We start from the raw sequence: 23,288 nt of genomic DNA, 5'->3' as shown, positions 1-23,288 counted from the left end.
TTAGTTATTCACATTTACTTCCTGTAACGGCTCTAACTCTTCCATAAAATCAAGCAAAGATCCTACAGTAAGAAATGCCTTTGGGTCTACCTCATCCTCTGGAACGCATAGCTTTACATCCATTTCTATGTATACAATAAGCTGTAACATCATGACCGAATCTATATATAAATCTTGATTTAAGCGCATCGTTTCTTCTAAATGCGTTACATTTTTCAGTTCCATTTTTTCTATCATAATTTTTAACACGGCAGTCTTTAACGCTTCCCGTCTCATGTTGTAACCTCTCCCATCTCTAGTAACTTTCTACTTACTTTTCCAGTTTTATTTTTAGGAATTTCATTTACACTTTCAATTTCATGCGGAACTTTATAAGAAGGTAAGTGCTGAATACACCATTCTCTTATTTTCACTGGATCAACATGAGAGATCACTTTCGCTTTAACTATTTCGCCCATCACAGGATGTTTCCCCCGATATACAATTGCCTCTTGCACACCTTCCAATCGAAGCATCGTTTCTTCTACCTCTATAGGAAAGACTTTTAATCCTGAGACATTAATTACATCGTCCATACGCCCCATAAAATGAATGCCACGCTCAGATTTATACCCTAAATCCTTCGTGAAAATTTCCTTATCATTCATTTTCACGACGATTTCTTCCGGTGCATTTTCATCTGAACCTATGCTTATACTTGCATGAGGTAGAGGGTTTCCTAAATCTAAATGGCTTTTCATATCATGACATATACTAATACAACCTGCTTCAGAACAACCGTATTGCTGCATCATATATGTTGTCATTTTTTTTAGTTTATAAAATAGTGCTTCTGGCAAAGGCGATCCTGATGTCATAATTTTATGAAACTGGAACGTTCCTAATGGAAAACTCCCCATAATGTGTAACATAAGTGGTACTGCATATATAATATGTTTTTCTGTATTGCGAACTATATTTAATGCGAATTTAGGATTTTTGTTCGTAATGATTACAGGCTTGCTCCCCCTCGTAATTGCTGATAACGTACCACATATTAGTCCGTATGAATGTGAAACAGGAGCCATAACGATTGGCACTTCATCTACTTCACAGTTTAAAGCTTCATTATAGGCAGTAATTTCTGTATCAACTTCCGTCCATGCTCTACGAATCAGTTTCGGTTCTCCCGTAGTTCCCGAACTATATTGCAATAAAGAAGGCTCTTCTAGTAAAAAGTTCCCTACTTCTAATTTTGTAAAATCGCCATATTCTCCATATAAAATCCCTACACAATTGGCACGCTTTGCCATTTCAATAGCCGTTTCTTTTGGCGTATCTTCATGTATAAGTAATACTGATGATTTCTTTTCTTTTAAGAAAAACACAAGCGTAATAATATCGAATGGATCTTTCAGACAAAGTGCAAATCTATTTCCTTCTGCTTTTTGAAATTGTTCCATTTCCTCATAAACTTGTAATCTCAATTCAAAATCACTTTTGCTATACTCTTGTTTATTAACGATTAGCATAATTTCCCCCTGTAACAGCTGATTTTTGTTTCATAAGTTGTCTTACTCTATACAATGGATTTGGAACTTCATGAACAAGCGATTCCACATCCATATATAATCGACGTTTCGTTAATTGTTCAGCATAGAATGTAGGTGCATATAATTGAATATTTTCAAATCTACCTTTCAAATGTGGATATATTCTTAAATGATTTTCAATTTCTTCAACAACCATCATCCAAAAATGTTCTTCTTTCAATCCATACTCATCCGCAAGTACGAATGCTAATTCTCCTAAATTAAACAGAAATAGTGCATCTAACACCATCTCTTGCAAACATTCAATGCGATCCATTTCAAAGAAATCATTCATTTTTCCATTCGCATATGTTTTATGCATTTTAGTAAAGTCGGGACATTTGTCAACTTCTTTCAAATATGGACGATAAAACTCAAGCCCTTCATGAAAATCCTTTAACGCAATACGAACAGGCACCCCTTCTTTATGGACTAGAATCATATTTTGTCCATGTGATTCCAGTGCGATGCCATGCTCTACAACAAGATGTATAACTGGTATTATCGCTTTTTGAATAAGTAATTGTAGCCAATCCTTCATTCCATATTTATTCAACCACGCATCAATAATTGGTGTACCATCTTTCTCTTTAGCGTATAAACCATTAAAAGGAATTGCATCCTCTTGTGCATCTAAATACTTGTGAACGCTTTCGCGCCAAATACATCCTAATGAACCATATATAGCTTTCTTATTCGTGTCATACGTTACACTTGAAAACTCACTTAACAAGATTAAACGTGCTTCATCGATTAAATAGGCGTCATTACTTACAACATCATTTAACCAATTTGATATTACTGGTGCACTTACAACAGAGTATGGTTTCAGCGTACGAAGTGTTGAAGTGTTGAGTAAATTCATCGATAATTTAACGTACGGTTTCTTTGGACTCGTAATATTTCTTAACGTTCTCATTGACTGTTGCGCGCAATAATCGTCCTCTGATGTTCCTAAATAAATAATAAATTTACCCTGTATATGATCCGCATAATTTGAAATGATGAAATTCTCCCACTGCCATGGGTGAACAGGTATAAACACGTACTGTTTTGGATTACATCCCTTATTACGAATTCGTTCCATAAACTCTTCTAATTTACGATCGCCAATCTCCTCTTTTAAAATGTTGTTATACATCACTTCATTCTCATAACCTACAGTCGCATAATTCTTATGTGCTGCAATCCATATGAGTTTTATTGGCTGCATAAATTCATAACCATATTGAAAATTGTCACGATATTGAAATCCAACACGTGCTTTATAACTAGGATGATATGGATGGCCATCTATTAATTGGCTTTCAAACTCATCGTAAGATTTTTGAGTATATTCTCTCTTATTATTTCTTTCATATTGTGCAATCGTGTCTTTAAATATTGTTTGTTCTAATTCGTGCATAAAAGAATCTAATTTAGCTTGTTCTACACTAGTAACCCGAAAAACTTCTTCTAGAAATTGCGAGACAGACTGTATTTCTTGCTGTTCATCTTGGACTCTTACTATTAATGAGTCTAATGAAATACGTCCAAATGTCATCCGTTCCCTGCCATAGCATTTGTACGTGACACTTTTGTCTTCTTCATCAAGTCCTTGTATTATAAAAAGAATTTGTTCTTCTTTTTCTATGCGAACCGGTGTAATAATCCCCTCATAAATTAACGATTCTACTAATTGACGTAGCACTCTTCTTCGTACTGAAATGTAATCTTCTGATTCGAGCGCCTTCAATACTTTCGTATGATACATGTCCACTCTCATAAAACCCTCCACCTTATGACAAAATACCATTATTTGTATTACGTGAAATTTTAACGCTATTTATGAACGAACAGCCACTTCTCTAACGAGCGGATTATGTACTTGCACATAAATTGCTTGCTCTAATGGATTACTTAACTCATCGACATCGAAAAATCTCGTTAGTAAATTTGCTTTACACGCTAACTTATCTTCGTCCAATAATTCTCTTAAAAATGTTGAAGGTTCCCGGTTATACGGAAGGAATGATTCAAGTACAGACCTTAATTCCGAGAGAAGAATTTCCTCCTTAATTAATCCTGCTGTGCCAAAACCATTAATGAGGCCAAACATATGATTGAAAATTAAGTAGTAACGAAATCTCTCATCCACAATATAGTCGTCATATAAATTTCCAGTACGTTCTCCAATACCAGCTAATTCATTATTAAGCTTTTCTTTCATTGAATTACAGAAATAAAATCCTTGATTATCACGGAAATAATATTTGACCGGATAACCATCTTTTAGCTGAACAACGCTATTTTGCTGATGAGCTTCTAATGCAACACCATACTGTAAATACATCCATACCATTGGCTTTAAAGAAATATTCATATATCGTCTAAACCACTCTAAGCTTACTTCTTCACAGCTTTTACTTTCTAAATCTGCTAGGCGATGAATAATATTCGATAACCGCGTATGCTCCCCAGGTATAGCGTCTTGAACTAGCCCAGCAATTAATGTTGCGTCGTTTGCATGTTCACTATAAAAAGGATTCTCACGAATAATCACTTCAAATCCAGATTCTTGTGTTCCATAATTTAATGTAATAAAGGCTGGATCACAAATAAAATCAAATCCTGGAAATCTTTCTCGTACTTCACCAATAGCCGTATTTAACATTTCCTTCCCTTCAAGACCACTCTCAAGTTCTTTCAGTTTATTAATACGCATTGAATTCGTTACTTTCACCGGAAATGAAAACTTAAGCATATACTTCGAATTGGGATGATATAGCGTCCTTAGTGATGATGTTGCCATATAATACTTACCTACAGGACCAATATACTCAAGCAATTCTTGAACTATCCAATCTTGTACGTAAGCTTGATGCAAGAGCCATTCTGCCTGAAGCGGATGAATTGGAATTAATGCATATTGATCTTCCTTACAGTACTTCGTTATAAATTCTTTACTAACCATCTCATCATTACTTAATTCTTCTTTTATAATCATTGTTGTAGAATCTGATAATAATGATTTTTCATTTACTATACTTTTATGTGCCCGAAAATAATGAAGCTGACATTCTCCTTTTAATTCTGGAGAATACATTGCACTTTTCCAATCCAATATCCCCTGTCTACTCTTTGGTGTAGGATGAGTTAAATGCCCAAATAATAAAGACTGCTCCGCTTCTATAAAAGTTGTATGGAAACCGTATAATGCGGATGTATCTTCTATTCTCTCCTTTGTAAATTCCTCAATATTTTGACAACTACGAATGACTCGAAGCATAAGTTCCGCAGGATTCGTTCCTTCTCCGTAGTTGATAGACATCTCTTTTATTAAAAATGTAATAACTGTAACATAATCTGCTGTAATAACAGAATTACTATCTCCAATTTGATAATAAAATTGTTCTCCAAACAAATGGCGATCTGTTGATGATTTATATATAACTTCTCCATACAAAGTAACGTTCTGTGCCGATAGCCGACAACATAAATATGTGGGGACTGTATCTCTATTCAACGTATTACTGAAGATACTCTTCATTCTTTCATCCTCTGTAATCCATTCTCCACTCCCTGTTTCTCTTAAATAACAGTTTAAAAAGCTTTGTAATGTTGCATGTTCTGCGATTTGTTTCGCATGCTGCATACTGGTCCTCCTCTTTATATTAAAGCTATCGAAATTTTATATAATAAACGATAATTGAATGTCGTTATCAATTATGATTCTAATTGATAATGATATTCAATTCAAGAGTATATTTCAGAATTTTTTTATCTGATTTAATTTTTCTTGTTTTCTCTCTTTTCTTTAATCTAGTTAAAAATACACGAAAAAAATACTCATTTTCAAACTACATACTTACTATTTTTCATTAGTAATCTATCCAAAATGGTTAAACAAAAGAGGTATACCTTAATTGGTATACCTCTTTCAAACATAAAGTTTACATAATAATATTATTTAAGCAAATCTATATAACTGTTTGTATAACAAATTCAAATCTCTCCAACAATACGCTGTTTCTTCTACCCTTACTCTCTCTAAAAATTTTGTATCAATTTTTTCTGGGTTAAATTTTTCATAAAACTTTTTAGAAGGATTATTCGTAACAACCCAAACTAAAAGTGATTGCATATCATTCTTTACACATTCTGATAGTAACGCTTGAAATAACTTTTGTCCTATTTTCATTCCTTGATACTCTTGTAAAAGGTAGATTGCATATAATTCTCCATCACAATTATATGTATCAGTTCTTTCTATCCCCCCATCGATGAATCCAACTATTTCTCCATTTAAATTCTCTGCTACAAATCTAAATTGATGATTACCTTCTTTTTGAAAAATATCTTCCCATTGTTTTTCTCGTTTCTCATATGCTATATTATCTAGAATTTCGTCAGCAAATATCCCTTTATACGTTGTTTTCCAACTATCAACATGCACCTTTGCTATACCTTGTATATCATCCTTTATTGCTCTTCTAATATGTATTCCCATCATTTCTCCCTCCTTGTTACTCATCATTATATCAATTTCATTCCTTAAGAATCCAAATAAAAAAGAGTGAATTCATTCACTCTTTTTTATCACAATTATCTACTTTCCACTTCAACTGAAACTACTCGATCTATCTCTTTCAGGGAACTATATAACTCTGTTGTATATAAATCTTCTGGAGCTAAAATAACCATCTCTAGTTGCTGAAATGCTCCACTATCTATATCTTTAATTTTCACGCGTTTCACATGCATGCCTAAATTTTTAATTTGCTTAAATATACCATCTAACTCATGATGCTCTTTAACAGTAATTTTTATAGATAAATCCTTTTGTCTTAATGAATACGGTCCTGCAATTTTCACAAGTTGCGGAAGTACATTAATCGCTAAAATAATTAAAACCATCGCAACTGTCGCTTGTAAATAAAATCCCGCACCAATTGCGATCCCTAAAGCTGAAGCAGCCCACACCATAGAAGCTGTTGTTAATCCAGAAATAACGTCATTACTTCTTCGTAAAATGACACCCGCGCCAAGAAAACCAATTCCACTAACAATTTGAGCGGCCAGTCGCATCGGATCCATATTTGTATGTCCTGGAACAGAATATACATGTACAGATTCAATTGAAACCATCGTAATTAAACAACTTGCTACAGAAATAACCATACTTGTTTTCACACCAAGTGGTTTATTCTTTAGCTGCCTATCTATCCCGATGAATAATCCTAAAAAGAGTGCTAAACCTAATTTGAGTAAAAATTCATATGACATATTCCCATTCTCCTTACTTTACAATGTTTCCCTTAGAATAACTCACTATAACTCTTTTATGATATCAATTCCAGTCTTTTCTATTCATTTAACGTAAAAAACCGAAAAAACATTTATAACGATGTTTCTCCGGCTTTTTATTACACTTTAGATTCCTCTTTATTTCTGATCTTTAATCTTAATTTCTGCATCTTTGTAGAATGCTAATTTACTGTCATTATACTCTTTTGTAAATTTGTTAAACTGCTCTTTCGACTTTTGTGCTTCCACATTTAATTCATTAACAGTTTTAACTTTTTCACCGATTTCTTTTAATTTCGTTTCTTTTACTTTTAATTTTTCATACAGTTCTTTTTCAGTCGCTAACACTTTCGTGTAATTTTCATTCATCTTTTGGAATGCATCATAACGATTCTTATACGACTCTTCTACTGCTTTTGCTTGTTTTTGTAACTTCTTATCTTCAATCTTCTCTATATTACTTTGAACAGACTTCGTTTCCTTCTGTGCTTTTTCTAGCATTTCTTTCTCACTTTTCAATACTTTTTCACGATCGTCTACATTTGCAGTAGCTTGCTCTATTTTCTTCACAACTGCTTCATTATGTTCTTTACCTTCTTGCAAAATTTGAGCATATAATTCTTGCCCTTGTTTCTCTAATTGCTCTAATTTTTTTGCTTCATCCACTAAAGATTTTTCTTGTGTTGCTGCTGTTTCAAAAGCTGTATATAGATTTTCTTCTGGCTTTTCACCGAAACAACCTGTTAAAAGTCCTACTGATAATGCTCCAACTACTGCTACTTTTCCATACTTCAACGTTCATTCCTCCATTACATACGGTTATCATGCCAGAAGTTCACTGGGAAGTGACTCTCTTCATGATAAGCTTCAAACTCATAACCTTTTTCTTTTAGTCCCTTTAAAATTGCTGGCACAGCAGCAACTGATTGCGGGTGAATATCATGCATTAAAATTACTTCTTGTGGTTTTGTTGCGTTTGTTAATACGTTTTGAGCAATTTGTGCTGCAGCTGCATCAACTGGCATTTTATTGTATCTCCAATCTAATGAATCAATTGTCCAATCCCATACTTTAAATCCGCCTTCTACCACTTTATTTCGAAGACCTTCATTCAATCCAGGCATCGAACCATATGGAGGACGTGTTAATTTAGGTGATTTCCCAATAATATTAGCGATTAAACCTTGATCTTCTTTCATCTCATTTACATACTCGCCATTTTTATATAACTTTGCGAAATTATGTGTCATACTATGCATGCCTACATAATGACCCTCAGCATTTTCACGTTTCACTAAATCAGGAAATTCTTTTACATTCGCTCCAATTAAAAAGAACGTCGCCTTCGCATCATGTTGTTTTAGCGTATTTAATAATTCAGCCGTATATTTCCCTGGTCCATCGTCAAATGTAAGATAAGCAACTTTTCTTTCTTTTCCATTAAAACGACTTGGTGCCGTTTTATTCATTTCAACTTTCGGCTGTTCACTTGCAAGCTGCACTACATTTTCTTGTTTCGCAACAGCTTTTGCTGGTGAAGTAATTGATTGAAACATGTAATACCCAATAGCTACTGCGGCAATCGCTATTAAAACGACTACTATTTGTTTAATTTTTAAAGCTTTTTCCATTCTATCGAATTCCTCTCCCTATTAATCTTATATATAAATCGCCCAATATAATTATACATCTATTTATTTTTATTTCACCATATAAATAGATTTTATTTGTATTATAATGGGAGTTTTATCAAAATTGTTGTTCCTATTCCTTCTTTGCTTGTAACACTAAGCGCACCGCCATGAAGCTCCACCATTTTTTTAACGATAGCTAAACCAATACCTGCACCTGCAGCATGATTATTAATTTGGTAAAATGATTGCTCAATATATGGTAAATGTTCTTTAGCAATTCCAATCCCTTCGTCTCTTACCTTAATCACTGCTTGTTCTTCTATTTTAGTCGCTTCAATGTGTATTGTACTTTTTTTATGTGAATACTTAATTGCATTTTGAACAATATTCAAGAAAACTTGCTTTAGCCTATTTCGATCTCCCATCAATTCAATTCGGTCTATAGTAGTAATAAATTGAATTTCCTTCTCTTCCGATTTAGGAGTTAATTGCCAAATCGTCTCCTCTAGTATATCGTACAATTGCACCTTTTGTTTATATAAATTAAAATGATTTGATTGTAATCTTGAAAAATCTAACAATTCTTCTACTAAATGAATCAACCTATCTGTCTCACCTGAAATAATGCCCATACCTTGCTTTATTTCTTCTTCTGTTAAATGATCTACTGTTTTTAACGTCTCACTCCAACCTTTAATTCCTGTTAAAGGCGTTCGTATTTCGTGCGAAATAGAAGCAATGAATTCATTTTTCATCTGCTCAGCCTTATCTATTTTATAGGCCATATAATTTAAACTATGTGCCAAGTCACCTAATTCTCCAGGATAATCTTCTTTAATTTTTTGCTTTAATGTGCCTTCTGCAATTTGTGAAGAGGCTTGAATAATGGATTCAATTGGCTCAACAAATGAATTTGCCAAACGTCTACTAATTAAGAAGACGACTCCCGAAATAACAATACCTACAGAAATAGTAAACGTAATAATTTCAATAATCTTTTTATTTACATTTGTTAAAACAGTCGTATATTTTAAAACACCAATAGTTTGTCCTTGATGTATAAGTGGGCTTAGCACCTCTAGTTGTTTTTTATTACCTTTCTTAGTAACTTGATTATACATTTCACCTTCTAATAATGATTGTGGAATATTGACTTTACCTTCTATCTTTTCACCACTTGAAGATTGTATAACCGAGCCGTGACGATCAATTAACTGTAATTCTGTTCCTTCTAATTGAAAGCTACTAATTATGTCACCACTATATTCTTGTAACCGAATAAAGTATAGTGAATTGTATTCTGAAAAAAAACGTGTACTCGTTTTCGCATGAGACTCTATATATTGCACAATACCATTATAATAGTATCGATAAATTGAGACTGAAAATACAACTTCAAATAATACAAGCATAAGTGTAATGACCGTCATAAAATATAAAGTCACTTTCCGTTTCATCTTATACTTTCCTTCCACACATATCCTTTTCCCCACACCGTAAGAATAAATTCAGGTTCTGATGGATTACATTCTATCTTTTGACGTAACCGTCTCATATTTACATCTACCACTTTCGTCTCACCTACATAATTGGTTCCCCAAATCATATTTAAAATTTCATCACGCGAAACTGGCTTTGAAGCCTGATTCATTAAATACTGTAATATCATATACTCTGTAGGTGTTAAATCGACTAATTGTCCATCTTTATACAATCTTTCTTCTATAATATTTAACGAAAATGGACCTGACGTAACAATATTCGTTTTTTCTTCATGTACTTCTATTCTTCTTAATAAAGACTGTATACGTGCAGTTAATACTACTGGACTAAACGGTTTTGCAATATAATCATCTGCACCTATTCCTAGTCCTTGCACCTTATCTTCATCTTGTACACGTGCGGTTAACATAATAATACCCATTTTTTTATTTTCTTTCCTGATAGCCTTACAAACTTCTAAACCATTAATCCCCGGTAACATTACATCCAGCAGTGCTATATCAACAGTTTGTTCACTCAAAATTTGTAACGCTTCTTCTCCAGTAGTAGCTTCTATTACATAAAATCCAGCACGTTTTAAATTCAAAACAATAAAGCTACGGATTGTTAATTCATCTTCTAAAACTAAAATTTTTGACATAATTCTCACCTCCTACTCTTGTTGATAATCCGCTAGCGGTTTTATATATGCTTTCACTTTTTCAAATTTTGATTGCTTCGGTACTGCATATACGTGAGAAGCCGTTTTAATTGCTGCGCTGTAGCCTTTTATATTGAACCATTCTTTCCGCTTAAAAATATGAACTTCAAGCCATATTTCATTTGTTCTTGTATCCAAAAACTTTTGAGAATTTGATTCTTTTTGCTGATCTGGTATTGTAATTTTCCCTATTAACTCTTTAGGGATTTTCACATAATACCCTTTTTCTATATCTATATATCGTTCTTCAATTGGTTTAATTCCAGATTCACTCCACTGTATGTAACGTTCGAAAAGCGGACTATCACCATGTGATTTATCTTCCCAACCTTTTGGGCGTACAGTACGAACAAATTCAATAATGCCGTCTTCATTAACATCTTTACTTTCTACAACATATTCATTAAATAAATCTTCTTTCCCATCTATAGGTAATACTTCATAATGATCCTGATCAAATTTTGCTACATAAGTTATACCTGAATGAGCCCCTGTTCCCGCATCGATTACAACTGCCTTTAATGATTTAGAAATACGACCCATTTGTATTCTTTGAATACTATTTATATACGGATCAAATGTAACCTCTGACAATACCTTAAACTTTTCCATGAACTGAACCTTCAACTGTTCATCTTTCATATGCGAAACAAGGCTTATGTCTTTAAAACCATTTTTGTTTAAATCATCTATAAATAACTTTGTATACTTCTGTCTATAAAATTCCTTTATATCGTCACTCTCATCGGAAAAAACATACATTGTGTTTTCTAATAAATCACGATTGGTAGTTATTCCTATCAATAGTTCCCTTTCCCCACTCCCTGTGAAATCTCCTACCTCAACAATATCTACTTCTTCCCCATCAAATGTATAGGTTGACTTCATATTCCATCCATTATTTTTCTTCTCATATACGGCTAAATATATATGATAATCTTCATTAGGTATTTTATATACGATGACAGCTTCTTTTTTATTATCTCGCTCGAAATTCATTGACCATGTCGTCTGTTTATCTCTATTAGACATTGGAGTAAGTAAGCGATAATTAACAGGTAAATCTTTATCAATTTGTTCCTTTAATTCATTAATCCATTTTTCATTTGTAGGAGCTTCCATTAGACTTGTTGGAGCTTCAGACATTTTACATCCAGTCAATATAAAGATAATTCCCATCATGCTTAACCATTTCTGCATATGATATCTTTCCTTACCACAAATTTTGAATATGTCCTTTTACTTTTTTACCTATCCATTATACTCATACATATGAGTATAATTTTTCTAAACTAAAAAATCGTTACAGAAAAGTTACAAATACATTCCAAAAAAAAAGATTGGCAAAAGCCAATCTTTTTTTATTATTCATTTCGGACTGATTTTGGCGTTACACCTAAATGATCATTTAATTTTTTTGAAATATCTTTTACATTTTTTTCATTTGGAATGTAATAATAAATACCACCGATACGTTTATCTGTGCCTTCTATTTGCAATTTTTCCATTTCCAAATTAGATCCTGCCATATTTTTTGTAATGGCAAGCATATCGTCAAATGTTAAGTTCGTTTTCATATTTTTATCAACCGCATCTAGTAAAGAGCCCATTTTGCTAATTGATTGAACAGACATCGCTTTTTTGGCAATTGCTTCTATTACAAGTTGCTGTCTCTGTCCACGCATTGCGTCACTATCAATTTTACGCGTTCTTGCAAGTGCAAGTGCTTGTTCTCCATTTAAATGTTGGTAACCTTTTTCTAAATGGATCATACCAGCTTGGTCTTTACTATCTTGTTCAGTGAAAGTAACTGGTACATCAATATCAATACCACCAATTGAATCGACAATTTGTACGAATGATTCAAAGTTAAACTTCACATAATAATCAACAGGGACATTTAAGAATCTTTCCACCGTATCGCGTGTGCTTTCTACGCCACCAAATACGTGAGCATGAGTAATTTTATCTAATTTTTTTCTAGTTGGAATATAAACACGTGAATCACGTGGAATACTTACTAGCTTAACAGACTTATCATCTTTATTAATTGTTGCTAATAAAAGTGCATCTGTTCGAACTGCTTCGCCATATTGGCTTTTTCTCATTTCACTTCCATCTACACCCATGATTAATATTGAAATATTATCCTTTAAAGGTTCAACTTCTTTATCACGCTTTGATGACTTTTCAATTTTCGCATACGCATCATTTACAACAGCTTTTGCTTTATTATATATAAACGAACCATATCCTACTCCTCCAAAAATAAGTAGGAAAAATGGAATTAATATGAACCATTTTATTGACTTTCTTTTAGAACGCTTTTTATTACTTCTCGTATTTTGTTCTAATTCAGAGCTCATACCCATTCGCCTCTCTTTCTCTTTACCAAGTATAATGTAAGTCTATTTATCTTCATATTGAATTTCCTTTCATTAACCTTACAATTTTGTAAGGTTACTACTAAAACCCAATATGTATTCCATTTCACATTATACTCTCGTACTTATTTTTGGCAAGTCACTATTTACCAATTTCAAAAATTTAGCACTTCGCAACATGCAAATTTATAAATTCATTAACTCTTTCATTTTAAATTAGGATATCTTTTTCCAGATAAACGATATGAATAAAGAGTCCAGCTAATGATAAAACCTCTATGAATACAGTATATTTCACGTTATTATTTCTCAAACGGCGTATACATGCTTTTCTTCCCCTGATTATCAATAAAAGCCGACTTTGCTTTTATTTTCGTTTTTTCTACTTCCATGTCTTCATTTGAGAAGTTCACAATGATTTTAATATTTTTTCCATAAGAAACAGATTGTACTAGCTTATCTTCTGACAAATACGCAAAATTCGTCATCTCTTCTTTTACTGCTTTTTCATGAACTTCATTCCAAACTTTTAGATGCTCTGTAATTTCTTTTTTATGCTTATTCCACTCTACTTCATCTAAATGGTACAACGGAGGAACATTATACAATAATTCAGACAGCATTCGATTTCCAACTTCATCTTTTACCTTTAAACTTCCCCATTCCCAATGGTGCGTTGTAATAACGGAATCATTGTATACTAATTTATATAATGGTATCGAATATACTGGGTTTAAATACACTTGTTTATATTCTTCTTTCAATGGTACTTGTTTTGCATATTTTTCGGGAACATTTTGATTTGGTGACCAATATCCACCGACATAATACGGACTTGTTTTATTTTTCCGCATATCTTCATCGTCCCATTTAATAACAGGTGTTTCAATTCCGTGTGCAAATGCAATCGTACTACTAGCAAAATCATTTCCACCTTCAGAACCAACGACCATACCCTTTTCTTGCGCAATGTAGTCCATTCGTTTTAAACGTGCTTTTAAATCTTGCTCTTGTGTCGTTATATGTTTCGCTGAATAGTCATCGTAAATTTCACCTGTCGCATCACAATCAATAAACCATGAATTATATTTAGGACCATTTTGTAATATATCATTCATGCGTTCCTTTACACTAGGCAGCGATAAAGTCGGGTTTAACTTGCGACCTCTGCCTAAAAAGCCTTGCACCTTTTCTCCGTTTTTCTTCGTTACAGTAGCCTCTTCATATAATGATGGGTCATTAAAGGATGCTGTGTTCCAATTTTTATCACTTTTTTCGTGAATGGAATGATATGAATCATACGGACCAACTAAATACCCCATTTCCTTCGCTTTTGTCACGAAATTAGGTTGCATAAATCCTTGTTCCCAGTTCGGCAGACCAATCCACGCTTTTTCTATTCCTACCTCTTTCATTTCCTTTAGTATGTCCGTTCCATCTGCATTACCCCATTTACTTACCTCTTCAACCGCATCACCAAGTAGCGACTTTAATAAATGCTTATTTAAGCTATACAATTCTGTGTTCGTTAAGTGACCTACACCTTTCTTTAATAGCACACTAGCTTCCTGATCAACGTTTTGAAAAATATCCTCTTTATAAAATTCCTTCATGGATAATACTTCGTTTATATAACGTAAAATAACATTTTTTTGATACTTATCAATGAAATCTTGTTTACTTACTTGATCTAATACATTCAGTTCCCCAGGCTCTGAACTATTCTTTTGAATAAGTTCTTTTATATGACTAAACAGCGGGCTATTTATTTGCTCCCTTAGTTTTGGCCAATTTATATTATTTTCTGATAGACCATTTTGATTCCAAAAATAAAAATGCGCCGCTCCATATAACTTTTCGATTTCTTTATTTTTTCTAGCCTTTTCTTGTAATGTTTTAAATTCACCTTTTCGAACAATATCATCCTTATACAGTTTAGCAATGCTTACCGCATCATTATTTGTCACATATAATTGAAATCCATATGTTTTATTTTTATTTATGCTCGGAAATTCATGTGTAAAATCAAATCCTATTTTCGGATCCGAATGAAACTTCAATTCATTATTAAACATATTGTTTGCAATATATACAATTGAATATTTCGAACCATTTAATGCGAAAAACTTCATAGAAAATGATTCAGCAAATGAATATGCATCATCCTTTAAAAACTTCTTCCAATTCTCATCATTGCTCGGAATTTGCTTACCCTCCCATAACGGAAGTGTATAATTTTCAGCTTCTACTTTCGGCCATGTAAAGCTTTCTGCACCAGTCGATTCCACTTCAATGTTTAAGTGGTCTTTTTTCTTTTCTACTTTTATTTTCACTTTTTGATCTGGATATTCCCACGATGTACGATCCTTTTCTTTTTTTACATTCGATACCTTCATTTTCGGTAGGGGTTGTGATGCCTGTTCCTTTACCCCCTCATGTTCTACAGTTAATGTGAATGTTTCTGGATTTACATCATAAGTAAAATCTTTATACGTCGATTTCTTTATTTTAGACTCTTGTACAGCATTACTACCTTTTACGTCACAACCGACTAAAGTCGAAAATGGCATAGTTGTTAGAAGACATATCGCTATCATTTTTTTCATCCTCTGCACCTCCACCAATGAATATACAGGTGGTTTGTTACAGGAATGTGGCAAAAAATAATAGAGCTAGCATTTTGCTAGCTCTATTTAGAGTATTAAAAGTTGATATGAACAACTATAATTCGCTTAGAAGATATGTAATACAGTAACTGCATTTTTTCTCAACAATTATGAAACTAAACAAATTAAAATTTTAACAAGCATTCTTCAACTGAAAAAATAAGTGTATACAATGTATCCTAAAAGTAGTACTAAAATGATTATTCCTGTACCTTTCCAATTCATACCGCCTGTTATATCAACTGGACTACCCGTTTCCGCTCTATTGAGTCCGTCACGTAAAGAACCCATAGGATTACTTTTTAATTCACTTTGTCTCATACGCTCTCTTTTTTCTTCTGGTGACTCTTTATTCATTTAATCACCTCCAAAATGAATGCACTCTTTACTTACATTATTCAAAATCAACATTTGTTTTATATTTTTTTCCGAAAAAACCTAATTTAAAATAGGTTTGCAACGTAAAGAAAGCTAGCCATGCCAGCTTTCTTTACGATCCAATATGCTCTTCCTTATTTACAATAATACCTTTATGGTCGATTTCAAGCTCACATACTTTCATATCTGTAAATACTCTCGCTAATTGCTCAGCGATTTCTTGACGTTTCTCATATGGCGTTAATATAAAAATAGATGGTCCCGCACCGCTAAGTGCTGTACCGTACGCACCAAATTCTTTTGCGCATTTACGAATAGATGGTAATAACGGTACGAGTTCTAAACGATATGGCTCGTGAAAATGGTCTCTCTCCATCATTTCACCTACAACTTCCCACCGCTTTTGACATAATGCAGCTACTAATACGTTACTTATCGCACTAGCTTTAACTGCCTCATGAAACGGAAACATCTTTGGTAATACAGATCGACTTTCATCTGTATTTAATTCTTCATTCGGAATAAGAGAAATTACCCCTAACTCCTTGCTCTCAATTCTTACGACGGAAATATCCTTTCCATCAAGTGCTCCGATTACAGTTCCACCTAATATAGAAGCAGCAACATTATCAGGATGTCCTTCAAAATTTGTAGCAATTTGAACTTTTTGATCAGCAGTTAAGTTCAAATTGCCTAGTTGATTCGCAAGTTCTATCCCAGCTACAATCGCTGATGCACTACTTCCTAGCCCTCTTGTTAATGGGATATTACTAGTAACTTCTATTATATGGGGTGATATAGAAGGACAGACTTTACATGCCGTGCTAACGATTAAATTTTTATCGTCTGTCGGAATTGATTCTTCAAAGGAATGGATTACTTGCCATTTATCAGCTTTTTCTTTAACCACCACATCTAAATACAATGACAAAGCTATTCCAACTGAATCAAATCCAGGACCAACATTTGCCGTACTAGCAGGGACACGAACACTTAATGGTATCACGACATAATCACCCCTTTAATATGATCTTTAATCTGTTCTATATCATTTGACAAACTTGCGATGTCTAGTTGATTTGAAGAAATAGCGATATCAGGATCCTTCAAACCATTTCCAGTTAATACTGCAACAACTGTTTCTCCCTTTTTGATTTTTCCAGATTTAACATGTTTAATTACGCCAGCTAATGAAGCATTTGATCCCGGTTCAGCGAAAACTCCTTCAGTTTTTGCCAATAACCTATACGCATGTAAAATTTCTTCATCTGATACCATATCTATTTCACCACAAGACTGCTCGGCAGCCTCTACTGCATACGACCAACTTGCTGGGTTACCAATGCGAATTGCTGTTGCAATTGTTTCAGGCTCTTCAATTACATGCCCTTTTACAATTGCCGCTGCTCCTTCTGCTTCAAAGCCATGAATTCTTGGCTTCTTATAACCTTTTTCTTTCTCATATTCACAGAAGCCTTTCCAATATGCTGTAATATTCCCTGCGTTCCCAACAGGGATAGCTAGAACATCTGGTGCATTTTGCAATTGGTCACAAATTTCAAATGCTGCCGTTTTTTGTCCTTCAATTCGATAAGGATTCACTGAATTTACTAATGTAATCGGCTCTTCTGCAGCAATATTTCTTACAGCCTTAAGTGCATCATCGAAATTCCCTTCTATTGAAATAATTTCAGCTCCATAAGCGACCGCTTGCGCTAATTTTCCATGCGCAATCTTTCCTTCAGGGATTACGATTATACATTTCATCCCAAGACGTGCCGCATATGCTGCAGCTGATGCTGATGTATTACCTGTTGATGCACAAATGATTGCTTCTGAACCTTCTTCTTTCGCCTTAGCAACTGCCATCACCATACCACGATCTTTAAAAGAACCTGTCGGATTCGCTCCTTCGTACTTACCATATAGCTGAATCCCTAATTGCTTTGATATATTTAATAACGGAATAAGAGGTGTATTTCCTTCCATTAAACTGACATCAGGTGTGTTTTCATTCACCGGTAAATAAGAAGCATATTGTTTCAATAGTCCTTTATACATATTGTTTTTCCTCCTCAATAATGTAGTAACTGTTTATTTCACTTGCGACAGCTTCTATCGCTCCTAAAACTCGTTCGAATTGATACTTGGAAGTTCGATGTGTCACAACAACAACTTCTGCCAGTTCACGGTTTAAAGGTAATTGAATAACTTCTTTTAAACTTACAGAGTAATTAACGAAACATTCTGTTATTTTTTGCAACATCCCAGGCTCATCTCGTAATGAAATACGCAAGAAATATTTCGAAACTACTTCTTCATCACCTTGTAATTCATAAGGAACTGGTTCTTTTAACGCACTTTTATTTTTCGGCACTTGATTCATATTTTTAACGATGGAAATAATATCACTTACTACAGCAGAACCAGTTGGCAACTTTCCAGCTCCAGGTCCGTAAAACATTACTTCTCCTACCGCTTGACCGTGAACATATACTGCATTAAATTCATTATTCACATTTGATAATGGATGCTGGCTCGGTAAAAGCGTCGGTTCTACACTTAAATGAATGGCTGATCCTTGTTTTTCTGCTTTCCCAATTAACTTCATAGTAAATCCTAACTTTTCAGCCATTTGTAAATCTTCTTTTTCGACATTTCGAATCCCTCTTACTTGCACATCATCTAATGAAACATTCATCGAAAAACCTAAGTTTGCAAGAATTGCTACCTTTCTCGCCGCATCTAGTCCATCTACATCTGCTGTCGGATCCGATTCTGCAAAACCTAATTTTTGCGCTTCCTGTAAAGCCTCTTCATAAGACCATCCATTTTGACTCATTTTTGTTAACATATAATTTGTTGTACCATTTACAATTCCCATTATTTTTTCAATTTGATCTGATGCTAGCCCGTCAGTTAGTCCTCTTAACACTGGAATACCGCCTGCTACGCTCGCTTCATAACATAAATCACAATCATTATTGTTCGCCAGTTGAAGAAGCTCTGCACCGTATACAGCCATTAAATCTTTATTTGCTGTCACGACATGTTTCTTATTTCGTAAAGCCTTAACAATATGCTGCTTCGCTTCTTCAATTCCGCCCATTACCTCTACTACAATATCAATATTCGAATCATTTAGAACTTCATCTGCATGACTTGTTACTGCAATCCCGTCAATACAAACATCGCGTTCTTTTTCCAAATCACGTACAACGACTGTTTTCACTTTCACTTCGTATCCTGTATCAAGAGCGATTTTTTTATAATGTTCTTTCAAAATATGAACAACACCACTTCCGACCGTACCTAAACCTAATACCCCAACATTTATAACGTTATTCATCTTCTAATCTCCTCCTACAATTTTATTATTTATCTCTATCAATCACCTTGCTCTGCTTTTTAATCATGCAGGTGGTGGTTATTTCCGTACGTACAAATCGTTCCATGTTACTGCACCTCCTTTCAAAGTAAAAAAACACACCCATCCCTAGGAAAGGGACGAATGTGTTTTCGTGGTTCCACCCTTGTTCCAATCTAGACGTATTTCTCCCTAGATTGCTCAAGTTCAGATAACGGCTGATACCGTCAATAATTACTAGATTACTCGTTCACTATTGAAGTTCAAAGGTGGTAAAATCATTTCTCGTGTTAGGAAGCTCACACCCTTGACTTCCCTCTCTGTAAACCGTAAAAATGATTTCGTGTCCTTATCATTACTTTTTCGTTCATGTTTATTTGTTAACTCATTATACTCGCATAAAAAACAAAATCAATACTATTTTTTAATTATTTTAAATTTTCAATCTCTAAATCCGTAAAAAAACACACTCATCCCTAGGAAAGGGACGAATGTGTTTTCGTGGTTCCACCCTTGTTCCAATCTAGACGTATTTCTCCCTAGATTGCTCAAGTTCAGATAACGGCTGATACCGTCAATAATTACTAGATTACTCGTTCACTATTGAAGTTCAAAGGTGGTAAAATCATTTCTCGTGTTAGGAAGCTCACACCCTTGACTTCCCTCTCTGTAAACCGTAAAAATGATTTCGTGTCCTTATCATTACTTTTTCGTTCATGTCTATTTGTTAACTTATTATAGTTATCAACTTTTTAAAAAGCAAGCCTATTTTTACTAACTATTTTCAAGAATTTTTTTTATTATATTTCACAATAGCATTATGCAACTGCCACTCAATTTACCTATTTTGTCATTTCTCCAGTTTATAAATCAACGGTTCATATATAAAGTGAAACTTTAATCAGTGGGGATTTTGTTCATCCCCACTGATTATTAGCCTTCACCAATCGGGCTTTTACGGGCAGTTGATCCCCACCTGACTTCTTTGTTTTCGCTGAATTTTGAGGTAGGGGTCTTACCGCCCGTTAATGCGGGATAAATCCCCCATTCTAAAACCCGTACACATCCGCTCTACAAAGCTATATCAATAAAATTTTTAATACAATCTTTTTGTATAACTTTCTTCTAAAGAACGTGCAACATCTTCTTCTGAAGTATTCACTTTCGCATGCTCCAGCAACATTTTTGCTGCTGATGGTAACTCTTTTTTATTTAACCAAGATTCTGGATCCCACATCTTAGAACGAATAAACGCTTTTGCACAATGAATATAACACTCTTCTATTTCAACAACAATTCCAAGCAACGGATTGCGTCCATTCGCCTGCATTTCTTTCAAAATTTCTTCGTCGTTTGTAATATACGCTCGGCCATTTATTCTGAGTGTCTCCCCAAGACCTGGAATAAAAAAGATTAGTCCTACACGTGGATTTGAAATAATATTCAAAATGGAGTCTATACGACGATTTCCTGGTCTTTCTGGAATGATAATAATATTATTATTGAGTACGTATACAAATCCAGGTGCATCTCCTCGCGGCGAGGCGTCACACTCCCCCAACTGATTTCCAGTGGATAATACTAGAAAAGGAGATTTAGAAAGAAAATCTATGCAATGGTGGTCTAATGATGAAATGACTTTTTTCAACGCTCGCTCACTTGGTTGCCCCAATATTTTCCGTAACTCTTCCTCTGTTGAAATAATTGATTTTATTTCCGTACGCTCTATCCCCACTTATAACCACTCCTTTTTCTTTATTTTTCCAAAATTCAATACAAATATTGTATAATAAAATTTGAGGAAAGGGGAATTAAAATGACAGAGTGGTTAACAATATTTGATCCTGAAAGAAATACACTTGGGAAGAAATTACGTGATGAAGTGCATCGTGACGGCGATTGGCACGAAACATTTCATTGCTGGTTTGTAGAAAAAGATACTGAAGATATGTTTTTATATTTCCAATTACGCTCTAAAAATAAAAAAGAAGCTCCATGTATATGGGATATTACTTCAGCTGGACATATTATGCATGATGAAGATGTACAAATTGGTGGTCTTCGTGAAATTGAGGAAGAATTAGGGCTTTCCTTTCAAACTAATGATTTAACATACAAGGGAATCTTTAAAATAGATTATGAAATTTCAAATCTTACTGATCGCGAGTTTTGTCATATGTATTTTCACAACGTCATCAATCCACTTCCATTCGCACCAGGTGAAGAAGTAGACGATGTGATGAAAGTACATGCAACTTCTTTTCTACAACTATTAAAAGGAGAGATTTCATCTTTAACGACTATTTCAGTCTTAAACAATACACCGATTACGATAACATTTGAAGATATTTATCCGTATGATCTTGCATACTATGAATTTGTTATAGAGCAAGGAAAAGAATTATTAAAAAATAATAGTTTATAAATAAAATAGGACTCCTAGCATAATATTGCGTAGAGTCCTATTTTTTATTATTGTTCAAGGATTTTTAATCTACTCTCTACTTGTATAAATAAACGAATGATTAATAACAGCATAACCACTATAATCGCTATTATTGTATGTGGATATCTAAACAGTATACTAATAACACTTCCAATTAACATCATGATAAATCCGTTTTGCTTCATCACTTCTGCACTATACCTGTTACCCGCATCCCATAATTCCTTATTTTTCATAGATCGTTTCGTACGATAACCATATGCCGCATTAATATCGGTCGGTGGATTTTTTTGAAGAATAATTGCCGCAAGTATAAAAATAATACCAATCAATATGCTTATTCCTATGTTTACTAGTGCATCAATCAATTATATCCCCCCTAACTTACACTTTCATTATACGACATAACCCTTATTTTCCTAATTTATAACACATTCACTTTCTTTCTTTTGATGTCTGGAACATACTTGGAAGTGTTACAAAACGTGCCCCTTTCGTTTTTAACTGCGGAATGATTTTGTCTAGTGCATCAACAGATCCTTGTAAATGCCCACCTGGAGTAGAATGCTGCAGTATGACACTACCTGGAAATGAATTCCCTAACACATTATTTGTAATCGTATCGGCACTTACACCTTTCCAATCAACTGTATCAACACTCCACTGTACAATCATAAAATTTTGCTCAGTTGCCCAATTCAATTGATTTTCAAGTATTTCACCATACGGTGGACGTATAAATTTAGGCGCATAGCCGGCTAAACGTTTTAATATTTCTTCCGTTTTTATAATTTGATTACGGTACTCAGCGTCATTTACTTTCGCTAAATTCGGATGACTGTACGTATGATTACCAATTACATGCCCTTCATTTGCAATACGCTTTACTACATTCGGAAATTTTTCTGCGTTTTCACCAAGTAAGAAAAAAGTAGCTTTTACATTATGTTGTTTTAACTTATCTAATATTTTTGGCGTGAATTCTGAATCTGGTCCATCATCAAATGTAAGAGCTACTTCCGCTTTATTATACGGTCCTGAAAATGCGTACGCATATTTTTCAACCCATGTAAATGGTGTCCACGATCCACGATCATCTGCTTTCATTTGTACTTCATAGCTTTGAGGGATATATGCGTATGGCAATGCGCTTATATAATCTCCATAATAAAATGAGTTATATGGCATATAAGCATACGAAACAGCTCGTTCTAGTCCCCATTGATATGGAGCAAACATTTCTGGCGAATAAAAATAATACATGATAAAAAACCTCCCTAAATTTTCATATGTGATTCATCTGCACTTTGTTAGAGAAATTGTTATTCATAAACAAAAATAAGACTGTCCTTA

21 protein-coding genes and 2 other annotated features are annotated in these 23,288 nt (G+C 33.9%); of the genes, 1 reads left to right on the top strand and 20 read right to left on the bottom strand.

Going from position 1 to position 23,288, the window contains the following annotated elements:
- From asbD to ACS2QP_RS04190, 18 genes are all read right to left on the bottom strand, one after another.
- Window positions 1–276 carry a petrobactin biosynthesis protein AsbD gene (asbD, locus tag ACS2QP_RS04275; protein WP_001250566.1) on the bottom strand — a complete coding sequence of 92 codons (276 nt, stop codon included), beginning with the start codon at window positions 274–276 and terminating at the stop codon, window positions 1–3.
- The gene (locus ACS2QP_RS04270) at window positions 273–1,511 is read right to left on the bottom strand and encodes an AMP-binding protein (protein WP_000909573.1); all 1,239 of its coding nucleotides are present in this window, start codon (window positions 1,509–1,511) and stop codon (window positions 273–275) included. Before ACS2QP_RS04270 ends, asbD begins: the two co-directional genes overlap by 4 nt.
- A complete protein-coding gene (locus tag ACS2QP_RS04265; protein ID WP_139365892.1) occupies window positions 1,498–3,336 on the bottom strand; it encodes an IucA/IucC family protein in 1,839 nt (612 codons plus the stop codon). Before ACS2QP_RS04265 ends, ACS2QP_RS04270 begins: the two co-directional genes overlap by 14 nt.
- 60 nt (window positions 3,337–3,396) lie before the next feature.
- Window positions 3,397–5,205, bottom strand: coding sequence for an IucA/IucC family protein (locus tag ACS2QP_RS04260; RefSeq protein ID WP_001163353.1), 1,809 nt, complete (start codon window positions 5,203–5,205; stop codon window positions 3,397–3,399).
- Window positions 5,206–5,520: 315 nt separating this feature from the next.
- Window positions 5,521–6,087, bottom strand: a complete 567-nt coding sequence (locus tag ACS2QP_RS04255) for a GNAT family N-acetyltransferase (RefSeq protein WP_170879453.1) — start codon at window positions 6,085–6,087, stop codon at window positions 5,521–5,523.
- Between the two features lie 68 nt (window positions 6,088–6,155).
- Window positions 6,156–6,836: an MgtC/SapB family protein gene (locus ACS2QP_RS04250; protein ID WP_000119510.1), complete on the bottom strand. Its 681-nt coding sequence runs from the start codon at window positions 6,834–6,836 to the stop codon at window positions 6,156–6,158.
- 159 nt (window positions 6,837–6,995) lie between these two features.
- Complete coding sequence (locus ACS2QP_RS04245) at window positions 6,996–7,652, bottom strand: YkyA family protein (RefSeq protein WP_000873570.1); 657 nt, start codon at window positions 7,650–7,652, stop codon at window positions 6,996–6,998.
- Window positions 7,653–7,666: 14 nt separating this feature from the next.
- Entirely contained in the window at window positions 7,667–8,488 is an 822-nt protein-coding gene (locus ACS2QP_RS04240; protein WP_000409484.1) for a peptidoglycan-N-acetylglucosamine deacetylase, read from the bottom strand.
- Window positions 8,489–8,589: 101 nt separating this feature from the next.
- Window positions 8,590–9,948 carry a sensor histidine kinase gene (locus ACS2QP_RS04235; RefSeq protein ID WP_002183481.1) on the bottom strand — a complete coding sequence of 453 codons (1,359 nt, stop codon included), beginning with the start codon at window positions 9,946–9,948 and terminating at the stop codon, window positions 8,590–8,592.
- Window positions 9,945–10,634, bottom strand: a complete 690-nt coding sequence (locus ACS2QP_RS04230; protein WP_000036074.1) for a response regulator transcription factor — start codon at window positions 10,632–10,634, stop codon at window positions 9,945–9,947. The genes ACS2QP_RS04235 and ACS2QP_RS04230 overlap by 4 nt, the downstream gene beginning before the upstream one ends.
- Window positions 10,635–10,646: 12 nt before the next feature.
- Entirely contained in the window at window positions 10,647–11,894 is a 1,248-nt protein-coding gene (locus tag ACS2QP_RS04225; RefSeq protein ID WP_001174870.1) for a hypothetical protein, read from the bottom strand.
- Window positions 11,895–12,058: 164 nt separating this feature from the next.
- A complete protein-coding gene (locus tag ACS2QP_RS04220; protein ID WP_002182662.1) occupies window positions 12,059–13,060 on the bottom strand; it encodes an LCP family protein in 1,002 nt (333 codons plus the stop codon).
- A 320-nt stretch (window positions 13,061–13,380) separates the two neighbouring features.
- The gene (locus tag ACS2QP_RS04215; protein WP_438882151.1) at window positions 13,381–15,684 is read right to left on the bottom strand and encodes a glycoside hydrolase; all 2,304 of its coding nucleotides are present in this window, start codon (window positions 15,682–15,684) and stop codon (window positions 13,381–13,383) included.
- 207 nt (window positions 15,685–15,891) lie between these two features.
- Window positions 15,892–16,101: a DUF6366 family protein gene (locus tag ACS2QP_RS04210; protein WP_001031476.1), complete on the bottom strand. Its 210-nt coding sequence runs from the start codon at window positions 16,099–16,101 to the stop codon at window positions 15,892–15,894.
- Between the two features lie 133 nt (window positions 16,102–16,234).
- Complete coding sequence (thrB, locus tag ACS2QP_RS04205; RefSeq protein ID WP_000612682.1) at window positions 16,235–17,128, bottom strand: homoserine kinase; 894 nt, start codon at window positions 17,126–17,128, stop codon at window positions 16,235–16,237.
- Window positions 17,125–18,183, bottom strand: coding sequence for a threonine synthase (gene thrC, locus ACS2QP_RS04200; RefSeq protein WP_000276434.1), 1,059 nt, complete (start codon window positions 18,181–18,183; stop codon window positions 17,125–17,127). The genes thrB and thrC overlap by 4 nt, the downstream gene beginning before the upstream one ends.
- Window positions 18,176–19,471, bottom strand: a complete 1,296-nt coding sequence (locus ACS2QP_RS04195) for a homoserine dehydrogenase (protein ID WP_001066905.1) — start codon at window positions 19,469–19,471, stop codon at window positions 18,176–18,178. The genes thrC and ACS2QP_RS04195 overlap by 8 nt, the downstream gene beginning before the upstream one ends.
- A 151-nt stretch (window positions 19,472–19,622) precedes the next feature.
- Window positions 19,623–19,854: a binding site (T-box leader), on the bottom strand.
- 115 nt (window positions 19,855–19,969) lie between these two features.
- Window positions 19,970–20,201, bottom strand: a binding site (T-box leader).
- Between the two features lie 384 nt (window positions 20,202–20,585).
- The gene (locus ACS2QP_RS04190; RefSeq protein WP_438882150.1) at window positions 20,586–21,224 is read right to left on the bottom strand and encodes a pyridoxamine 5'-phosphate oxidase family protein; all 639 of its coding nucleotides are present in this window, start codon (window positions 21,222–21,224) and stop codon (window positions 20,586–20,588) included.
- A gap of 81 nt (window positions 21,225–21,305) precedes the next feature.
- Here ACS2QP_RS04190 and ACS2QP_RS04185 point away from each other — a divergent pair, with 81 nt between their 5' ends.
- Window positions 21,306–21,914: an NUDIX hydrolase gene (locus ACS2QP_RS04185; protein ID WP_000141357.1), complete on the top strand. Its 609-nt coding sequence runs from the start codon at window positions 21,306–21,308 to the stop codon at window positions 21,912–21,914.
- 47 nt (window positions 21,915–21,961) lie between these two features.
- Here the strand turns inward: ACS2QP_RS04185 and ACS2QP_RS04180 are convergent, their stop codons facing one another.
- Both ACS2QP_RS04180 and ACS2QP_RS04175 read right to left on the bottom strand, forming a co-directional pair.
- A complete protein-coding gene (locus ACS2QP_RS04180; RefSeq protein ID WP_025118474.1) occupies window positions 21,962–22,300 on the bottom strand; it encodes an SdpI family protein in 339 nt (112 codons plus the stop codon).
- A 70-nt stretch (window positions 22,301–22,370) separates the two neighbouring features.
- Window positions 22,371–23,198, bottom strand: coding sequence for a peptidoglycan-N-acetylglucosamine deacetylase (locus tag ACS2QP_RS04175; protein ID WP_438882149.1), 828 nt, complete (start codon window positions 23,196–23,198; stop codon window positions 22,371–22,373).
- Window positions 23,199–23,288: the final 90 nt, after the last annotated feature.

The sequence above is a fragment of the Bacillus cereus group sp. Bce019 genome (assembly GCF_051781745.1).
In the GTDB taxonomy this organism is placed as follows: domain Bacteria; phylum Bacillota; class Bacilli; order Bacillales; family Bacillaceae_G; genus Bacillus_A; species Bacillus_A cereus.
This window is presented reverse-complemented; position numbering and strand designations above follow the sequence as displayed.

Coding starts and splice junctions, on each gene's coding strand:
- ACS2QP_RS04230 (WP_000036074.1), bottom strand. CDS start 10,634: ATGTCAAAAATTTTAGTTTTAGAAGATGAATTAACAATCCGTAGCTTT.
- ACS2QP_RS04185 (WP_000141357.1), top strand. CDS start 21,306: ATGACAGAGTGGTTAACAATATTTGATCCTGAAAGAAATACACTTGGG.
- ACS2QP_RS04260 (WP_001163353.1), bottom strand. CDS start 5,205: ATGCAGCATGCGAAACAAATCGCAGAACATGCAACATTACAAAGCTTT.
- ACS2QP_RS04215 (WP_438882151.1), bottom strand. CDS start 15,684: ATGAAAAAAATGATAGCGATATGTCTTCTAACAACTATGCCATTTTCG.
- ACS2QP_RS04220 (WP_002182662.1), bottom strand. CDS start 13,060: ATGAGCTCTGAATTAGAACAAAATACGAGAAGTAATAAAAAGCGTTCT.
- ACS2QP_RS04255 (WP_170879453.1), bottom strand. CDS start 6,087: ATGATGAGTAACAAGGAGGGAGAAATGATGGGAATACATATTAGAAGA.
- ACS2QP_RS04250 (WP_000119510.1), bottom strand. CDS start 6,836: ATGTCATATGAATTTTTACTCAAATTAGGTTTAGCACTCTTTTTAGGA.
- ACS2QP_RS04240 (WP_000409484.1), bottom strand. CDS start 8,488: ATGGAAAAAGCTTTAAAAATTAAACAAATAGTAGTCGTTTTAATAGCG.
- ACS2QP_RS04270 (WP_000909573.1), bottom strand. CDS start 1,511: ATGCTAATCGTTAATAAACAAGAGTATAGCAAAAGTGATTTTGAATTG.
- ACS2QP_RS04175 (WP_438882149.1), bottom strand. CDS start 23,198: ATGTATTATTTTTATTCGCCAGAAATGTTTGCTCCATATCAATGGGGA.
- ACS2QP_RS04235 (WP_002183481.1), bottom strand. CDS start 9,948: ATGAAACGGAAAGTGACTTTATATTTTATGACGGTCATTACACTTATG.
- thrC (WP_000276434.1), bottom strand. CDS start 18,183: ATGTATAAAGGACTATTGAAACAATATGCTTCTTATTTACCGGTGAAT.
- asbD (WP_001250566.1), bottom strand. CDS start 276: ATGAGACGGGAAGCGTTAAAGACTGCCGTGTTAAAAATTATGATAGAA.
- ACS2QP_RS04210 (WP_001031476.1), bottom strand. CDS start 16,101: ATGAATAAAGAGTCACCAGAAGAAAAAAGAGAGCGTATGAGACAAAGT.
- ACS2QP_RS04195 (WP_001066905.1), bottom strand. CDS start 19,471: ATGAATAACGTTATAAATGTTGGGGTATTAGGTTTAGGTACGGTCGGA.
- ACS2QP_RS04225 (WP_001174870.1), bottom strand. CDS start 11,894: ATGCAGAAATGGTTAAGCATGATGGGAATTATCTTTATATTGACTGGA.
- ACS2QP_RS04265 (WP_139365892.1), bottom strand. CDS start 3,336: ATGAGAGTGGACATGTATCATACGAAAGTATTGAAGGCGCTCGAATCA.